The 16865-nt window shown below is 60.9% G+C and carries 14 protein-coding genes; 8 read left to right on the forward strand and 6 right to left on the reverse strand.

Annotated elements, in window-relative coordinates; translation table 11 throughout:
- The first annotated feature begins 499 nt into the window (after positions 1 to 499).
- On the forward strand, positions 500 to 1144 hold the full coding sequence (locus EI291_RS21010) for a cysteine hydrolase (protein ID WP_125424254.1): 645 nt from the start codon (positions 500 to 502) through the stop codon (positions 1142 to 1144).
- Between the two features lie 114 nt (positions 1145 to 1258).
- Here EI291_RS21010 and EI291_RS21015 read toward each other — a convergent pair whose 3' ends face one another.
- The 4 genes from EI291_RS21015 to EI291_RS21030 all read right to left on the reverse strand — a co-directional run bounded on the left by EI291_RS21015 (position 1259) and on the right by EI291_RS21030 (position 8548).
- Positions 1259 to 3703, reverse strand: coding sequence for an outer membrane beta-barrel protein (locus EI291_RS21015; protein ID WP_125424255.1), 2445 nt, complete (start codon positions 3701 to 3703; stop codon positions 1259 to 1261).
- Between the two features lie 172 nt (positions 3704 to 3875).
- Complete coding sequence (locus tag EI291_RS21020; protein ID WP_125424256.1) at positions 3876 to 4310, reverse strand: MarR family winged helix-turn-helix transcriptional regulator; 435 nt, start codon at positions 4308 to 4310, stop codon at positions 3876 to 3878.
- A gap of 163 nt (positions 4311 to 4473) precedes the next feature.
- Complete coding sequence (locus tag EI291_RS21025; RefSeq protein WP_125424257.1) at positions 4474 to 6921, reverse strand: TonB-dependent receptor; 2448 nt, start codon at positions 6919 to 6921, stop codon at positions 4474 to 4476.
- Between the two features lie 370 nt (positions 6922 to 7291).
- Entirely contained in the window at positions 7292 to 8548 is a 1257-nt protein-coding gene (locus EI291_RS21030; protein ID WP_125424258.1) for a pyridoxal phosphate-dependent aminotransferase, read from the reverse strand.
- 164 nt (positions 8549 to 8712) lie between these two features.
- Here EI291_RS21030 and tsaE point away from each other — a divergent pair, with 164 nt between their 5' ends.
- Positions 8713 to 9138 carry a tRNA (adenosine(37)-N6)-threonylcarbamoyltransferase complex ATPase subunit type 1 TsaE gene (gene tsaE / locus EI291_RS21035; RefSeq protein ID WP_125424259.1) on the forward strand — a complete coding sequence of 142 codons (426 nt, stop codon included), beginning with the start codon at positions 8713 to 8715 and terminating at the stop codon, positions 9136 to 9138.
- An 87-nt stretch (positions 9139 to 9225) separates the two neighbouring features.
- Positions 9226 to 10455: an alanine dehydrogenase gene (locus tag EI291_RS21040; protein WP_125424260.1), complete on the forward strand. Its 1230-nt coding sequence runs from the start codon at positions 9226 to 9228 to the stop codon at positions 10453 to 10455.
- A 586-nt stretch (positions 10456 to 11041) separates the two neighbouring features.
- Here EI291_RS21040 and EI291_RS21045 read toward each other — a convergent pair.
- Both EI291_RS21045 and EI291_RS21050 read right to left on the reverse strand, forming a co-directional pair.
- The gene (locus EI291_RS21045) at positions 11042 to 11656 is read right to left on the reverse strand and encodes a DUF6134 family protein (RefSeq protein WP_240635624.1); all 615 of its coding nucleotides are present in this window, start codon (positions 11654 to 11656) and stop codon (positions 11042 to 11044) included.
- A gap of 110 nt (positions 11657 to 11766) precedes the next feature.
- Positions 11767 to 12561: a DUF547 domain-containing protein gene (locus tag EI291_RS21050; protein WP_125424261.1), complete on the reverse strand. Its 795-nt coding sequence runs from the start codon at positions 12559 to 12561 to the stop codon at positions 11767 to 11769.
- A 98-nt stretch (positions 12562 to 12659) separates the two neighbouring features.
- Here EI291_RS21050 and EI291_RS21055 point away from each other — a divergent pair, with 98 nt between their 5' ends.
- The 5 genes from EI291_RS21055 to EI291_RS21075 all read left to right on the forward strand — a co-directional run bounded on the left by EI291_RS21055 (position 12660) and on the right by EI291_RS21075 (position 16805).
- A complete protein-coding gene (locus EI291_RS21055) occupies positions 12660 to 13757 on the forward strand; it encodes a BamA/TamA family outer membrane protein (protein ID WP_125424262.1) in 1098 nt (365 codons plus the stop codon).
- Between the two features lie 115 nt (positions 13758 to 13872).
- On the forward strand, positions 13873 to 14562 hold the full coding sequence (locus tag EI291_RS21060; RefSeq protein ID WP_125424263.1) for a TIGR04283 family arsenosugar biosynthesis glycosyltransferase: 690 nt from the start codon (positions 13873 to 13875) through the stop codon (positions 14560 to 14562).
- Positions 14562 to 15593: an NAD-dependent epimerase/dehydratase family protein gene (locus EI291_RS21065; protein ID WP_125424264.1), complete on the forward strand. Its 1032-nt coding sequence runs from the start codon at positions 14562 to 14564 to the stop codon at positions 15591 to 15593. The genes EI291_RS21060 and EI291_RS21065 overlap by 1 nt, the downstream gene beginning before the upstream one ends.
- Positions 15583 to 16413: an SDR family oxidoreductase gene (locus tag EI291_RS21070; RefSeq protein ID WP_240635625.1), complete on the forward strand. Its 831-nt coding sequence runs from the start codon at positions 15583 to 15585 to the stop codon at positions 16411 to 16413. Before EI291_RS21065 ends, EI291_RS21070 begins: the two co-directional genes overlap by 11 nt.
- A 59-nt stretch (positions 16414 to 16472) precedes the next feature.
- Positions 16473 to 16805: an arsenosugar biosynthesis-associated peroxidase-like protein gene (locus tag EI291_RS21075; RefSeq protein ID WP_044001916.1), complete on the forward strand. Its 333-nt coding sequence runs from the start codon at positions 16473 to 16475 to the stop codon at positions 16803 to 16805.
- Positions 16806 to 16865 lie beyond the last annotated feature (60 nt).

Consider the following 16865-nt stretch of genomic DNA (forward strand, 5'->3'; position numbering starts at 1 on the left):
GCCCGTACCCGTGAAGCAGTGGAGGCGGCTATCCAAACGGCCGTGGACTGGATTTCCAGCAAGGACGCCAAAGCCTGGTTCAACCATTGCGGCTATCATGTATACCGTTCATGAATCCGCTATATATATAGAGGGCCAATTTTTAGTGGAGGCGTACCCGGGGTGCTGAGTTGGCTAAGGATGCGAGAGACTGTTGTGTCAGAAAGCATCTGCAAGTGGGGTACGTGTGGCTGCAGTGTCTGTGCGTGTGCAGCGGTGAACGGCAGGAGCAGGGCACTCAATGCAACCAATCGGGAAAGAATCATCAGTAGCGTAGATCAGGTTATCGGCTAATTGATGCCAAGCGCGGCCACATTCCATAAAATCCTGCAGCAAATCAAGATTCAATCCGGTAGTTGAATTGTAATTTTTTCATAACATGGTAACAATCAGTGTGCTATTGCGGAAGCGACAGCTGTTCAGTAACTTGAAGTTCCCGCAACCCTAACGCCCCGCTACTATGAAACCAGCCTCCACTGCCGTTATACTCATTGAGTTTCAGAACGATTTCACTACCCCCGGCGGCTCCCTGCATGATGCGGTGAAAACGGTGATGAAAAAAACGGATATGCTGGCCAATACCGAGGAACTGGTGCGGCAGGCCCGCAATGCCGGAGCCCTGATCCTGCACGTGCCCATCAGTTTCACTGAGAATTATCGGGAGCTGGGCCCGCGCCCCTACGGCATCCTGAAAGGCGTAGTGGATAGCAACTCGTTCCGGCAGGGCTCCTGGGGGGCTGATATTGTGGACGTGCTGAAGCCTCAGCCCGATGACATCGTCATTGAAGGCAAGCGGGGCCTGGATGGCTTTGCGACTACCAACCTGGATTTTGTGCTGCGGCAGCGCGGCATCACGCACGTAGCCCTGGCCGGGTTCCTTACCAACTGCTGCGTTGAATCCACGATGCGCACGGCCTACGAACTGGGCTATCAGGTGTATACCCTTACTGACTGCACTGCCACCATGAGTGAGGAAGAACAGCGCATGGCCTGCGAGAAAAACTACCCCATGTTTTCTAGGCCCGTTACGCACCGGGAGTTTCTGGAACAACTCTCCGCCCTCGAGCAACCTGAACCAGTGGGTGAGGGGCGGGGCTATTATTAAGAATAGTTGTTGATGCACAACGTGTCATTCCGAACGAAGTGAGGAATCTGGGTTAAAGCTTCTTGAGGTCGACTCAGATTCCTCACTTCGTTCGGAATGACACGTTATAGCCGGTTACTGGCCACCGGCGCGGCGCTTTTCGTCCTCGGCCCCGCCACCCCTGCGCTTGGCGGGAGCCAGCTTGTCGTTGCCGAAGCGGTAGGTGAAGGCCAGCGTGCCCTGCCGGGAATCCTGGCGCTGGTAGAACCGCTCCACGTAGGTATCATACTCCGATATGGCGTGGATGGGGCTGGTGAAGAAGATATCGGCCATGTTCAGCTTGAGGGTGGCTTTGCGGTTCCAGAAGGTCTTCTGCACGCCGGCGTTTACTTCTCCGTTGGGCTGTACCCGCAGGAAACCGTACAAGTCGCGGGCCTGGTAGTTGCCGTTCAATTCGGCGCTCCAGCCTTTGCCCAGCGTGAAGGTGTGGTTGGAGGTAAAGTTGAAGGAGCCCCGGCCCCGGTTCAGGTTGGTGCCGGCCAGGCTGCCCTCGAAGCGGCTGTAGTAGAACACGGCGTTATTGTACATCGTCCACCACTTGGCCACTTCTACGGGCACCGTGAGAGTAAGGGCGTAGTAGTGCTGGCGGCTCAGGTTTTGGGTGGTAGATAGTACTGTGCTGTCCGTTTCGGGCTGCACCACGCTGATGAGCGGCAGGTTGGTGAGGCTGTAACTCAGGCCCAGGTTGTACTTCTGCCGGAAGGTGTGCGTGAGCTCCAGGTTGTAGCTGGTTTGAGGCCGCAAATTCGGGTTGCCCCCGCCGGAAGTTGTCTTATCGATAATCACCCGGAACGGGTTCAGCTGCCCGTACGAAGGCCGGTCGATGCGGCGACTCAGGGAGAGGCTGGTTTCGTGCTGCTCGGAAAACACACGCTTCAGGGCCGCACTCGGAAACAGCTGGAAATAGTGCCGGCTGAAGTTAGGCCGCTGGCCCCCCTGCACCATGTCCTGCCGGCCCTCGGCATTGGTTTGCTCCCCGCGTAGGCCCGCCTGCAGCGTGTACTTGGGCTGGGTATAGTTCAGGTTCACGTAGCCCGCGTTGATGTTTTCATCATACCGAAACCGGTTGGAGCGGTTCCGGTCCAGCTCCCCATCCGTAAGAAACTGCACGTCGTTATCGGCTGTGACTAAACTGGCTTTGGCCCCGGCATCCACGCGCAGCTGCTTGGTCAGGAACTGGGTGTAGTCCACCTTCGCCGACTGAATGGTGAGCGTGCCCTGCTGGTCGCCGGTGATGACCTCGCCTACCTGCTCGGCCCCGTTGAAGCGGGTTTCCAGGCGCTGGTCGCGGCTGGTGCGGTAGCGGGCGTAGTCGGCATCTGCCGTCAGCTCCCGTGTGCCCATCGTATCCTGAAAAGTGTGGCGCAGACTGAGGTTACCGGCCACGTTGGGCGTGCGGCCCACGCGGTAGTTGTCGGAGTTATACTGCTGGGTCTGGTTGCGCAGTACATCGTTGATGATGGTGCTGTTGCGGCCCTGCTGCACGTTGCGGTTGGTCAACCCGCTCACTGCCCCGCCCAGCACCGTGCGCTCCATCAGGTTATAATCAATACCCGCCTTCCAGGTATGGGCGCGCAGTTGGAAAGGCGAGCTGTTGGCCTGGTCCGTCACCTGTACTAGCTGACGGTTGGCCTCCCCGGTGGTGCCCAGCCGGTAAAAGTCCCGGTGAATGGTCAGGCGGGGCTCCCCGGACCGGTCAGTGTAGTTATACGAGCCGAAGAGGTTGTACTTCTGCTGGCGGTGGTTCAGGCTGAGGCCCGCATTGTACTTGTTGTACTGCGTGCGGCCGTAGCTGGTGTTCAGGCTCCCGTTGGTGCCCACCCGCTGGTCTTTCTTCAGGTTGATGGCAATAATACCGGCCCCACCCTGGGCATCGTACTTGGCGGGCGGATTGGTAATCAGCTCAATACTCTTGAGCTGCTCGGCTGGCAAGGCCCTGAGATAATCGGCCAGCTCAGTGCCCGTCATGGGCTGACGCTTGCCATCAATGAGCACCAGCAAGCCTTGTTTACCGCGCAGAGCCAGGTTGTCGTTGCCATCAATGGTAACGCCGGGGGAGCGGCGCAGCACATCCAAAGAGGTGTTGCCGGCGGCCAGCGCCGAGCCCTCCACGTTCACAATGGTGCGGTCGGCTTCCCGCTCGAAGGTGGGGCGCTGGCCGGTAATGGTTACTTCCTTCAGCGCCGTGGCGGCATTGGCCTGCAGCGTCAGCACTACCGGAGCCGCCGCGCCCTGTGCTTGCAGCGGAAACGGCCCCGCCCAGGCCCGGGTGTAGCCCACCTGCGCCGCCGATACCAGGTACTGCCCGCCGGCCGCCGACTCAAAGCGAAACTCGCCTTTCTCGTCGCTGAACTCGGTTTTAACCGCCACCGAATCGGTAGCGCGGTGCAGCACCACCGTGGCAAACTCAATGGGGGCTCCGGCCGCTGTTTTTACCTGTCCGGTCAGGCTTTGGGCCCAGGCACCGGAGCAGAGCAGCAGTGCTGGCAGTATCAACCAGCTACCATACGTTGATTTCATAGTGAGCAGAGGAGAAGTGGAAAGTGAGGGCAACGCTCCGCCAGCTACCACGGGCAAGCCTTTTTTTGCCGGGAGCGAGGAGCAGAAGAAGTAATACGAATGATTTCGTAGTAAACGTACGAAGTATTTCGTATATTAAAACAGTGCTATGCTGATTTTTTCCGGGCTCCGCTTATTCGGGCTGCTTTGAGCAGTTGGTGGCTATCTGCTCCAGCAGAAATCGGAGAGTGTTCAGATCATTCTCGCTCAGGCCCTGCAGGGCAACTGCCCGGTTATTGAGCACCACCGGCTCCACGGCCGCCAGCGTGCGGTGTCCTTCGGCCGATACCCGCAGCCGGGTCCGACGGCCATCCTGGGGGAGGGGCTCCGCCTGCAGCATCCCCCGGTCCAGCAACAGCCGGATCATGCGCGCCACCGATGCCTGGTCTTTAAAGACCCGCTCGGCAATGTCGCTTTGGGTTAGGTCGTCGGTTTCTTCAATCACGCGCAGTACCAGCCACTGGTCGATGGTGATGGCCACGCCGGCCTGATCGATGTTGGCCTGGGCCATGCGCCGATACTGCCGGATGGCCTTATCGAGCGAGTAAAAAAGAATGGATGACAGCATAAGTGTATGATATGTTATAAAGATTCATGATATATCATTAAGGTTGCCCGGCCGTCAAAAAATTTGTGCAATCAGCTTTGTAGTAACTTATACCACTAGGCTTTTGCCGCTCAAGCCGCCGTAGCTAGTAGTGCTGACTACGGCGGCCTGAGTGCCATGTGCTCTACTGAACGCCCGAAGCGCGCCGTTTTTCCTCTTCTGCACTACCGGTCCGGCGGCGGGCTGCCGTTACCTTATCGTTGCCAAACCGGTAGGTCACCGAGGCCGTGACTACCCGGGAATCCTGGGCCGAGCGGAACGACTCAGACAGGGGCTGGTAGCGGGACGTAGCCCGGAGCGGGAGGGTGTATAGCGCATCGGCCGCGTTGAGCTTCAGGGTGGCCCGCCCCAGGGTTTTCTGCACACCCATCCCGAGTTGCCCGTAGGAGCGCACCAACTGGTACCCGTAGCGCTCCAGTGAGTTGTAGCTGCCGCTCAGCTCAGCGCTCCAGCCCTTGGACAAAATGAACGTGGAGTTCAGGCTGAGGATGGCTCCCGGTTGGCTGGGCGGCAGCGGGGAGCCTTGCAACCGGCCCCGAAACCGGATGTAGAACAGCTCCGCGTTGGCATATAGCTTCCACCAGGCCGTAGGCGTAAAGGGCGAGGAAACCGTCAGGCCCCAATAGTCCTGGCTGGCCAGGTTCACGTCAGTAGCGGCAATCAGCCCGTCCGGGTCCAGCAAGTACACGCTCAGAATGGGCCGGCGGGTGTAGGTGTAGCGCAGCGCGGTGGTGGTTTGGTGCCGGTAGGTGTGGCTCACTTCGGCCTGGGTACTGATTTGGGGCCACAGGCCGGGGTTGCCCACGCGGTAAGAGGTGGGGTCAACGTAAGAGCGGAAGGGATTAAGCTGATTATACGTGGGTCGGTCGAGGCGGCGGCTGAGTGAGAAGGCCAGCTGATGCACCTCGCTGATGGGCCGCTGCAGGCTGAGTGAAGGAAAGAGCTGGAAATACCGGCGGCTGAACTCCTGATTTCCCACGGCCTGTTGGCCCAGCGTGTTGGTCTGCTCCGCCCGCAGCCCCGCCGATATACTCAGGCGGGGGCCACTACGGCTCAAGGTGAAATATCCCGCCCGAATGGTTTCCTCATACCGAAACTGGTTGCTGAGGTTGGTATCAGGCTGCCGGCTCCCGCCGTTTTGTTCCCGCTCAAACAGTACGTCGTTGCGGGAGGTAACGCGGCTGACTTTTAGGCCGGTTTCCAGCCGTAGGCCGTGCCGCAGGTTGCGCAGATAATCGGTTTTGGCACTGAGCAGCGTGAGGGTGCCCTGCTGGTCGCCCAGCAGCCGGTTGGGCAGCGCGCCGGGCCGCAGTGCGGAAGCCGAGGCCAGGTCCAGGGTGCGGGTGAGGCGGTACCGGCCCGCATCGGCGTCCATGGTCAGCTCCGGGGTACCCAGCGAGTCCTTCTGGAACAGGTGGCGCAGCAACACGTTGGCCGTGGTATTGGGCGTGAGCAGGTTGCGCTGGTTCTGGGCCAGCACCACATCCGTAAGCTGGTGCTGCGCATCATACAGGCGCGATTCGTTGGGCCCGATGGAAGGCAGCTGGCTTTCCAGTCCGCTTACGGCCAGGCCCAGGCTGGTGCGGGAACTGAGCGTAACATCGGCCCCGGCCCGCCACGTGTGCGACTGCAGGTGCCCGCGTGGAATATTCGTCTGCTCCAGAAACCGCGCGGGCTGGCCGTCCTGCAGATACATGCGGTCAATGGTCAGCTGCTGCCAGGTTTGGCGGTCGGCGTAGGCGTAGGAGCCGAACAGGTTGAGGTTTTTGCGGCGGTAGTTCAGCGTCAGGCCGCTGGTGAACTTACCGTACCGGCCCCGACCGTAAGCCGCATTGGTGCTGCCATTGAAGCCGAGCCGCTGGTCTTTCTTGAGGTTGATGACAATAACGCCGGCTCCGCCCTGGGCATCGTACTTGGCGGGCGGGTTGGTAATCAGCTCCATGGTGGCGACCTGCTCGGCCGGGAGGGCCCGGAGCATGGCGGCCAACTCGGAACCAGTGAGGGGAACCCGCTTGCCGTCCAGCACCACCAACAGCCCCTGGCGGCCCCGCAGACCCAGGTTGTCGTTGGCGTCCAGGGTTACGCCGGGAGCCCGGGCCAGCACGTCCAGGCTGGTGTTGCCGGCGCTCAGCACGCTGCCTTCCACGTTCACCACCGTGCGGTCTGGCAGGCGCTCAAACAGGGGGCGCTGGCCGGTTACAGTTACGTTCTGCAGTTGGGTGGCTATAGGTTTCAGCTGGCATTCCAGTGCCGCACATGGCTGACTACCAACCACCACCGGGCCATGCCAGTATCGGCCGTAGCCAAGCTGATTCACCGATACCAGATACCGCCCTTCGGTGGGTACCGCCAACGTAAAGTGACCAGCCTGGTCGCTGAATTCAGTTTTAATAACGGCCGAATCGGTGGCTTGGTGCAGGGTAACGGTGGCAAATTCCAACGGCCCGGCCGTACTCAGTACCGTGCCGGAAATCGGAATCAGCCGCGCCTGGGCCTTGGTTTCGGAGCAGGCCAGGATACTGCCCGCAGCAGCTAAACAACCGGCGGCAAGCCGGTTAGGGATAAAAAGCATAGATACACGTTCCGGTTGGTTGTGGAAATCGGAAAGTGCAATAGGGGAAGTAAGGTAGAATGGCAGGCAGGTACCATTCAATAAGGGCAGAAACCGTTCAGCACCGCTTTACAGCGCTGAACAATCAGCGAAATATAGTAAAGAATACCGGAGAGTTGGACAAAGCCAGCAGCACTAAAAAGCAGGGAAGCCCTAGGGACAGGTATGATTAGTAATAGAAAAGAACGTCATGCTTCGACTCCGCTTAGCATGACGCCTACGAGGTTTTCCAAAATTTCCAATCTGCTTCGGGTAGCCGCAAAAAAGACTGGCTGACCGGGACATTGCGCCCCGGCCAGCCAGTAATACTGCCACAATCAAGTATTAGGCGTTACCGCAACGCTTCCAGCGCAGCCTGCAACCGGGGCAGCGCGGCCTCAATGGATTCCAGCGAAGCACCGCCTACCGACATGCGGAACCAGGGGGCTGAGCCATCGGTGCCGAATGCGCTGAAGGGCACCAGCGCCAGCCGCGCCTCGCTGATGAGGTAGGAGGTCAGCTCCTTGGTTGACGTAAGCACCTGGCCGCCGGGGGTGGTGCGGCCCAGTACGTCCAGCTTGGCCGTGAGGTAGATAGCACCCATCGGTACCATGGAATCGACGGGCAGGCCGGCCGCTTTCATAGCCTGCAAGCCTTGGTGCAGGGCCTCCAGGCTGCGCTGCACTTTCTGTTTGAATGAACCCAGGAACCCATCCACGGCGGCGGTTTCGGGCAGGTACTTAGCCGTGGCCACCTGCTCGGCCTTGGGGGCCCAGGCACCTACGTGGCCCAGAATGGCCTTCATTTTATCAATTACCGTGGCCGGCCCGAAGGCGTAACCTACTCGCACGCCGGTAGCCGCCAGGCACTTGGAAATCCCGTCAATGTAAATGGTATAGTCGCGGAGCTCGGGGCGCAGGTTCACGGGGTCGTAGTGCTCGGTGTTGCCGAAGGTCAGCAGCCAGTAAATCTGGTCGTAGAGCAGGTAGAGCGGTTTTTCCTCGGGGCCGCGACGCTTGTTTTCGGCCAGCACCAGGTCGCAGATGGCTTCCAGATCCTCGCGGCTGAATACAGTGCCGGTGGGGTTGAGCGGGGAGCACAGGGCCAGCAAAGTGGCTCCGGCCAGGTGCGGAGCCAGTTCGGCGGCCGTGGGCATGAAGTTATTTTCGGGGCGCGTTTCTACCATCACGGCCTCGGCTGAGGAAAGGTGGCAGTAGTGGTTGTTGTTCCAGCTGGGCACCGGAAACACCACTTTGTCGCCGGGGTCTACCAAGGCCAGGTAGGTGGCGTAGATGAGCGGACGGGAGCCCCCGGCCACCAGAAAATCGTTGGGGGAGTAGGAGAGGCCCAGCCGGGTTTCGGTGAAAGCGGCGGCGGCTTCGCGCAGGGCGGCCATACCGTTGGCAGGCGGGTAGTTGGTGTGTCCGGCTTGGTAGGCCTTGGTAATTTCGGCCTCCAGTTCCGCCGGAATGGGGAAGATGGACGGGTCAAAGTCGCCGATGGTGAGGTTGCAGATTTGCTCCCCCTTGCGAATCATATCGTTTACTTCGTTCCCGATTTTGATGATTTCGGAGCCAATCAGGCTGCCGGCCATTCTCGAAACTTGCATGGGCTGTCGTGGTTTGGATCGGCCAAATATAGAAGGCTGCGGCTGCCGGGCCCGGTGTCGCCGGCAAAAACCACGAAAATCAGGCCTGGGCCCACAATTCTGAGGCAGATTAACCAAATTTGCGGGCTCAGGTTATTTAGGCGTACTCACCCGGCCTTTTTCAGATGACGACCCAGACCATCGACATTCCTTCCCTCGAAGCATTGCCCGCAGCGGCCGCGCAGGTAAGCGCCGCCCTGCAGGGACACACCATTATCTGCTTTGAAGGCGAAATGGGGGCCGGCAAAACCACGTTTATCAAAGCCTTGTGCCGCAGCCTGGGCGTGCAGGAAGACGTGAGCAGCCCCACTTTCTCGCTGGTGAACGAATACCGGACGGCCCAGGATGAGCCCATCTACCACTTCGATTTCTACCGCCTCGACCATCCCCGCGAAGCCGAGGGCATCGGGGCCCTTGAGTACTTTGATTCTGGCTATCTTTGCCTGATTGAGTGGCCCAGCCGTATTGAAGCGTTGCTGCCCCCGGATCGGCTACTCATTACCCTCACCGTCACCGGACCCTCCTCCAGGGAATTAAGAATTGAGAATTAAAAATTAAAAATGGTTGGTTCTGCTTTCTGCGACATTAGCCATGTGCTCAATTTTTAATTTTTAATTCATAATTTTTAATTCAAGAAAATGCCCGACGCAGTGCCCTCCGGATTCGAGTCGCTGGCCACCAGCCGCGCCTACTTCACCCAGGAATCCATGCTGGCCGTGGAAACCCGGAAGCGGAAGCTGTTCATCGGGCTGCCCCGGGAAACGTCCTTGCAGGAAAACCGCATCTGCCTTACGCCCGAGGCCGTGAAGCACCTGGTGGAGGCGGGCCACGAGATTCTGCTGGAAAGCGGGGCGGGGGAGCCCAGCAAATACTCCGACCACGAGTATTCCGAAGCCGGAGCCACGGTGGCGTATTCCCAAAAGGAGGTCTTCGAGGCCGACATCATTCTGAAAGTGGCCCCGCCCACTTACGACGAAATGGAGTACCTGCGGGCCGGCCAGACGCTGATTTCGGCCCTGCAGTTCGGCTCCCTCACCGGTGAGTACATCACGGCTCTGCTGCGCAAGAAGGTCAACGCCATCAGCTTCGAGCTGATCAAGGACCCCTCGGGGGCCCGACCAGTGGTGCGGGCCATGTCGGAAATTGCCGGCTCCACCGTCATGCTGATTGCCGCCGAGTACCTAGCCCGCTCCAACGAGGGCAAGGGGATTATTCTGGGTGGTATCACGGGCGTGCCGCCGTCGCAGGTAGTTATCCTGGGGGCCGGTACGGTAGCGGAATATGCTACGCGGGCGGCCATTGGACTGGGGGCTGAGGTAAAAGTATTTGATAATCACCTGTATAAGCTGCGTAGGCTGAAGCAGAACTTAGGACAGCCTCAGCTTTACACCAGCACCTTCGATACTTTCGCGCTAAACCAGCAGATCCGCCGCGCCGACGTGGTGATTGGGGCACTGAACGCCGAGGAAGGCCGCATTCCGTTTATGGTGTCGGAGGATGCCGTGTCGATGATGGCGCCGGGCTCCGTGATTATTGACGTGAGCATCGACCAGGGTGGCTGCTTCGTGACCAGCGAGATGACCAGCCACAGCAAGCCCGTCTTCCGCAAATACGACGTCATTCACTACTGTGTGCCCAACATTGCGTCCCGGGTGCCGCGCACCGCTACCAACGCCCTGAGCAACATCTTCACGCCCATTCTGCAGGAAATAAGCCAGCACGGCGGCATCAATGAGGTGCTGTTCACCAACGAGCATTTCCGCTCGGGTGTGTACGTGTACAAAGGCTCCCTCACCAACGCCAGCATTGCCCGCAAGTTCAACATGCGCTATAAGGAGCTGGCCCTGATGATTGCCGTCCGGAATTAGTAGATGGTTTAGTATGTACAGGTCGGCCATTATTACCGCTTCCCTGTTGTCATTTGTCTTACTATTACTACTCTGTGGAGTATTCAGTAAAATTGGTTTTGCAATCCTCCTCTTGCCAATATACCTGATTGGTTGGGCTGCAATGAGTTTGCTCGCCCTTCTGAACCGATACACCGTTTGGGTGAAATTCAGCAAGGGATTTATGGTATTTACGGCCGCCGCAATGCTCGTAATGCTCCGGGCGCATAGTTGGCTTCAGGACGACAGTATGGCGCTACTGTTCCAGGTGGGCTGGCCTGTATACGGCGTGTTTTTTGTTGCCCATGCCGGGGCGTACCTATTGGCCTTATATAAAAACCAGACACTGTAGCTTCATCAGCAGCAATACTCCGTTGTTGGTGACTTGCAGATGTTGATTTGCTCTATTAGCTAACTCGGTGTGATTATTTCGCGGATTTTAGATACGCTGATAACTTTTTCCCGCAATATCCCTACCATCCGACTTCTATTACCGCTGACGTTGAACTGGCCGCAGAGGGCAGTATAACGTTTTGGTTGCAACTGCTCTTACTAGCACTGCCTTAGCTCAGCTTTCCGGTGGCAGGAGGCGGATGATGAAGTTTTTGAGCGGGTTCTTTTTGATGAGAGTGACCAACTGGCCGTTGGTATACTGGTACTCATCCTCGCGGCCGTCGCGGGTGGCGAGCCAACGGCCGGGGCGGCCCGGGCGCAGCGTGAAGTAGTCGCCGAAGTATTCGGCAAAGGCCCGCGCCTGACCGGCGGGCGGCTCGGCAAAGAACAGGTTCGTGACGGCGTAGCGGATGGTCTGGGTTTCGGTGGCCTGGTAGTCGTGCTTGTACTGATGGGCCACAATGTCGTAATGGTCGCCCTTCCACTCGGTGCGGGTGCTGAAGTTGCCCTGGTTGGTGCGCGCCTCCACCGTGGACAGCACCAGCTGGCCGTTGCGGAAGCGGTTGACAACGTGGTAATAGATGATAACGTGGTAGAACAGAAAATTCACCCGTACGTCGCTTACCAGTGAGTACGTCACCTCGGGGCCCACCGGCGGCTGGCGGGTGGCCGTCATGGTGCCAACCCGCAGGCCTGCTACCTCAATGGCGTAACGCCGCACCTCTGCCACGGGCGGCGGGCCAGGGGGAGGCAGTGCCGGAACAAACAGAACGAATGCCGCTAAGAGCATATACCAACGAAAGGGAAGCGTGAGGTGATGAGCCACCCTGCTTGGGTAGCCGGGAGCTCAAAATAGCCCACCCAGGCCAGAAAGGGTCAGAAAACTGTGAGCAGAGCCGGCTACTGCTTGTTCAGATTCCAGTTATAGTCGAGGTAGTCAATCTTGGTGCTGCCGTCGATTTTGGTGGTGGCGTAGCGGTTCACCCACTTCACCACCGACTGCCCGTTCTGCTCCCAGTCGCCCTTGTACCAGTCGAAGTACTTGGAGAGTTGGGCCTGGTCCTTGGCCAGCTTGTTTTTGGCCGGGTTATTCAGGAAGTCGCGGCCCTGGTCGTCGAGCTGGGCGTTGAGCTTGTCGGCGGTGTAGGCTTCGTTGCGCAGGCGGGGGCAGGAAATGGACGCGCACACCAGCGCAAAGTGAATGCGCGGGTCGTTATACTGCTTGCGCAGAATGCCGTGCTCGATGTTGTCGAGGCTCATTTTCTCGCCTCCGATGCTGAAGAACTTGGCCGCCCAAGGCGTGGTCACGAACGGAATCTTGATTTTGGATCCGATGTCCTTGATGCTCTGCACGGGGTAGTGGTCCAGAATCAGGCGGATGGTGTAGGCGTTGTAGGCATTTATCCAGAAGGCCATCTGGTCGTTTTTGGGCCAGCTGCTGGTGGGACGGTTCTTGCTGAGCTGGGCCAGGTACTGGTTGAACGCCGCCTCATCGGCCTTGAAGCCTTTGTAATCGACGAGACCCTGAGCATTCACGTGCTTTTTGAGCAGCTTATCGAAGGCCGCGTGGTCAAGCGGAGTGGCAACGGGCCGGACGGCGGCTGCCGGGTGGGCAGGAGGGGTTCCGAGGGCAGGGGCGAGGCCGGCCAGCGCCAGTGCGCCGCCGAGGAAGGAAAAGGTCAGGAGCTGCTTCATTGAAAGCAGTATACGACAACTAGCCCCAAAAAAGATTGCCCTTCGGCAAACTCTGGGCCGGCGCAACTTCGTAGAATCTGCTACACCACCTTGCCCGTATGCTTTTGTCCCTTGTGCTGCTAGGCAGTTTTGTCCTGGCCCCGCCCGATACGCTACGGCCCAAACGCCTGGCTCTCATTCCGGTGCCGCTGGTGTACTACACGCCCGAAACCCGGCTGGCCGTGGGAGCCGCCGCCACCGCCACCCTGCGCTTCCGCCGCGACGACGGCTTTGCCGCCGCCCGGCCCTCGCAGGCCACCCTGGCCGTGGCCTACACCCAGAACCGCCAGCTGCTGCTGTACCTGCCGTTTCAGGTGTTCTACGACCACAACACCTACTATGCCTACGGTGAGGCCGGCTACTACCGCTACACCTATTACTTCTACGGGCTGGGCCGGCAGGAAGTCCCACGCGAGCTGTACAGCGTCAACTTTCCGCGGGTGCGGGTGAATGCCTTCCGGCGAGTGGGCCGCCTGCTGGGCGAGCGGGGCCAGCTCTACGCCGGCCTGCGCTACCAGTACGAGGACTACCAAGTGACGCGCGTGGCCCCCGGTGGGCTGTTGGCCGGTGGCACGGTGCCGGGTGGGCAAGGCAGCCGCCTCACGGGGGGCGGGCTGGGCCTGTTCTTCGACTCCCGCGACAACGTGTTCTACCCCCGCAAAGGCGTGGTGGCCGACGTGGGCGCCTTCCTGCGCAACCGGGCCGCCGGGGCCGGGCCGGCTGGTGAAACCACCCACTTCAGCCGCTACGTGGCCGACGTGGCCGAGTACCACGCGCTGGGCCGCCGCGCCGTGCTGGCCCTCAACTACGCCGGCAGCCTGATAGTGGGCACGGCCCCGTTCAACGCCCTGTCGCAGCTGGGCGGCTCGCGGCGGCTGCGGGGCTACTACGAAGCCCGCTACCGCGACCAAAACTCGGCCCTGGTGCAGTCGGAACTGCGCCTGGAAGTGTACAAGCGGCTGGGCGCAGTGGTGTTCGGGGGCGTGGGCGCGCTGGGCGACCAGCAGACGCTGCTGCGGCTCCGCGACCCGAAAGCGGCCTACGGGGCCGGCCTGCGCTTCATCGCCAACCGCCGGGACCACCTCAACGTCCGCCTCGACTACGGTCTGGGCCGGCAATCCACCGGCTTCTACCTAACCGTGGGTGAAGCATTCTGACCCCCGGCCGCTTGCTTATCCGAAAACTGTGCGGAAGTTGCCGCCGCTTTCCCGCTATTGTACCCCTACAACCGTTCTGTAGTTCGCGCCCTCTTTCCTTTCCTGCTTCTGCCCAATGATTAGCGTTATCATTCCTACTTATAACGAAGCCGACAACATTGCCCGGCTGGTGGCGGAGCTCTGCCGCTACGCCCCACCCGGAACCGTGGAGGTGCTGGTGGTGGATGCCCACAGCCCCGATGGCACCGCCGCCGCCGCCCGGGCGGCCGGGGCTACCGTGCTGCTAGCCCCGCGGGCCGGCCGCGCCGCCCAGATGAACCACGGGGCCCGCCACGCCCGCGGCTCGCTGCTCTACTTCGTGCACGCCGACGTGAGCATCCACCCCGACTACGTGGCCACGCTGCCGGCCGCCGTGGCGCAGGGCTACCCGGCGGGGTGCTACCGGTTCCGGTTCAACTCCCGCCACCCGCTGTTGCGCCTCAACAGCTACGGCACCCGCTTCAAGGGCATCATGAGCCGGGGCGGCGACCAGACGCTGTTCATCACCCGGGCTCTGTTTGAGGAGCTGGGCGGTTTCGATGAGCGGTTTGTGATTATGGAGGACTTCGAGCTGATCCAGCGCATCCGGCGGGTGGCGCGCTTCCATATTGTGCCTCAGGAAGTGGTGGTATCGGCCCGCAAGTACGAAACCAACAGCTGGCTGCGGGTGCAGCTGGCCAACCTCACGGCCTTCTCCCTGTTCTTCCTGCGCGTGTCGCCGCCCCGCATTGCGCGCACCTACAAGGCCCTGCTCAACTACCGCTGATGGAGGCTGCCAAGCTGCCGCGTGTACTCCTGACCGGGGCCAACGGATTTCTGGGCCGCCACGTGCTGGCCGAGCTGCTGCGGCGTGGCTACCCCGTGCGGGCCCTGGTGCGGCCCGGTCAGGCCGTTGGGGCGGCTCCCGGTCTGCCGCCGCTGGCCACCCTACCAATTGAAATAGCAGAGGCTGACCTGAGTCGGCCGCTGGAGCTGGCGGCCCTGGCCGAACTGGGGCGCGGGTGTGGTGCTATTGTGCACACGGCGGCGCAGGCCCAGGTGAACCCGGCCCGTAACCAGGCCGTGTGGGCCGCTAACGAGGGCGGTACCCGGCAGGTGCTGGCCCTGTCCCGCCTGCTAGGCTGGCCCCGATTGGTGTATGTGGGCACGGCCAACGTGTTCGGCTTCGGCTCTCGCACGCATCCCGGCGACGAGACTCGGCCCTACGCCGGCCGCCGCTACGGCCTCGATTACATGGACAGCAAGCGCGCCGCCACCGATTTAGTATTGCAGGCCGTAGCCCGCGAGCAGCTGCCGGCCGTGCTGGTGCACCCCACCTTTATGCTGGGGCCCGGGGATGCCAAGCCCACCTCCAACGCCCTCGTGCTGGAGCTGCGGGCCGGCCGCCTGCCCGGCTACCCGCCCGGCGGCAAAAACTACGTGCATGTGCACGACGTGGCCGTGGCCACCGTCAACGCCCTGACGCGGGGGCGGGTGGGGGAGTCCTACATCCTCGGCCACGAAAACCTGAGCTACCGCGAGGCCTTTGCCTTGATTGCCGAAACCGTGGGTGCGGCCCCGCCCCGCTGGCCGCTGCCGGCCGCCGCCGCCCGCCTCTACGGTGCTCTTTGCGACGTGCAGGCCCGCCTCACGGGCCGTCCGGCGACGCTCAACTCGGCCATGGCCGCCGTGGCCAACGATGGTCATTACTTCACCGCCCAGAAAGCCCGCACCGAGTTGCTGCTGCCCCAAACGCCCATCCGGCAGGCCGTTGCGGAGTCTTTTGCCTGGTTTACCGCCCACGGCTATGTTCAGTAACGCAACCCCGCAACCGCTGGCCGGCAAGGTGGCCCTGATAACCGGCTCCGAGTCGGGCATTGGGCGCGAAACGGCCCGGGCTTTTTGCCGGCAGGGGGCGGCCGTGGTGCTCAATGGCCGCCAGCCCGAGCGGCTGGAAAACACCCGCCAGGCCCTGGCCGCCGAGGGCTACCGGGTAGCCGCCTGCGTGGCCGACGTGACCGACTACGCCGCCTGTGAGCAACTGGTGGCCGTGGCCATCCGGGAGTTTGGCCGGCTCGATATTTTGGTGGCCAACGCCAGTATTTCCATGCGAGCCTACTTCCTGAACATGACGCCCGACGTATTCCGGCAGGTGCTGGATAGTAACGTGTACGGGGCCGTGTTTCCGCTGAAGGCCGCCCTGCCGCACCTGATCCGGAGCCGGGGCAGCGTCACGTTCATTTCCTCGATTTCGGCCCTGAATGGGATGCCCAGCGGCTCGGCCTACTGCGCCGGCAAGGCGGCCCTCAGCAACTTGGCCCACACCCTGCGCCTGGAGCTGGCCGATACCGGCGTCCATTTCGGGGTGGTGCACATCGGCTTCACCCAGAACGACCCCGAGAAGCGCGTGCTCGATGCCGCCGGCCTGCCCGTGCCCATTGCCCACCGCCCGCCCCGCTGGCAGAAGTCGCAGGCCCAGGTGGCGGCTATTATTTTACGTCACGTGCAGCGGCGGCGGCAGCGCACCGTCATTTCGGCCTTGGGCCTGCTGATTCTAGTGGTCCATTCGGTGCTGCCCCGCTTCGGCGACTGGGTAGTGCGCACTTCGCAGCGGCGGTTGCGCAACTTTTACGAGTAGCCGCCGCTTATCAATCTGTTTTTCCTGCTTTCCTCGTATTTCCTCCCAAACCCTCCCTCATGGAAACCTACTATAACCCCGCTGACCTCAAGAAATTCGGCAACATCGGCGAGTTTCAGAAAGAGTTTGCCGATAAGTTCTTCTCCTACTACGGGGCCGTATTCGCCGAAGGTGCCCTCACCGCCCGCGAAAAATCCCTGATTGCTTTGGCCGTGGCCCACGCCGTGCAGTGCCCGTACTGCATTGATGCCTACTCGGCTGATACGCTGGAGAAAGGCTGCACCGAGCCCGAAATGATGGAAGCTGTGCACGTGGCCGCTGCCATCCGGGGTGGGGCCACGCTGGTGCACGGCGTGCAGATGATGAATAAGGTGAAGGAACTTTCCATGTAGCCGGTTTGAGTTAATCGTTTTTTGTGGTTGGTTTTTCGTTGTTCGGGCTTCGTCGCTTGA

Origin of the sequence: Hymenobacter rigui, assembly GCF_003944715.1 — a bacterium.
GTDB lineage: Bacteria > Bacteroidota > Bacteroidia > Cytophagales > Hymenobacteraceae > Hymenobacter > Hymenobacter rigui.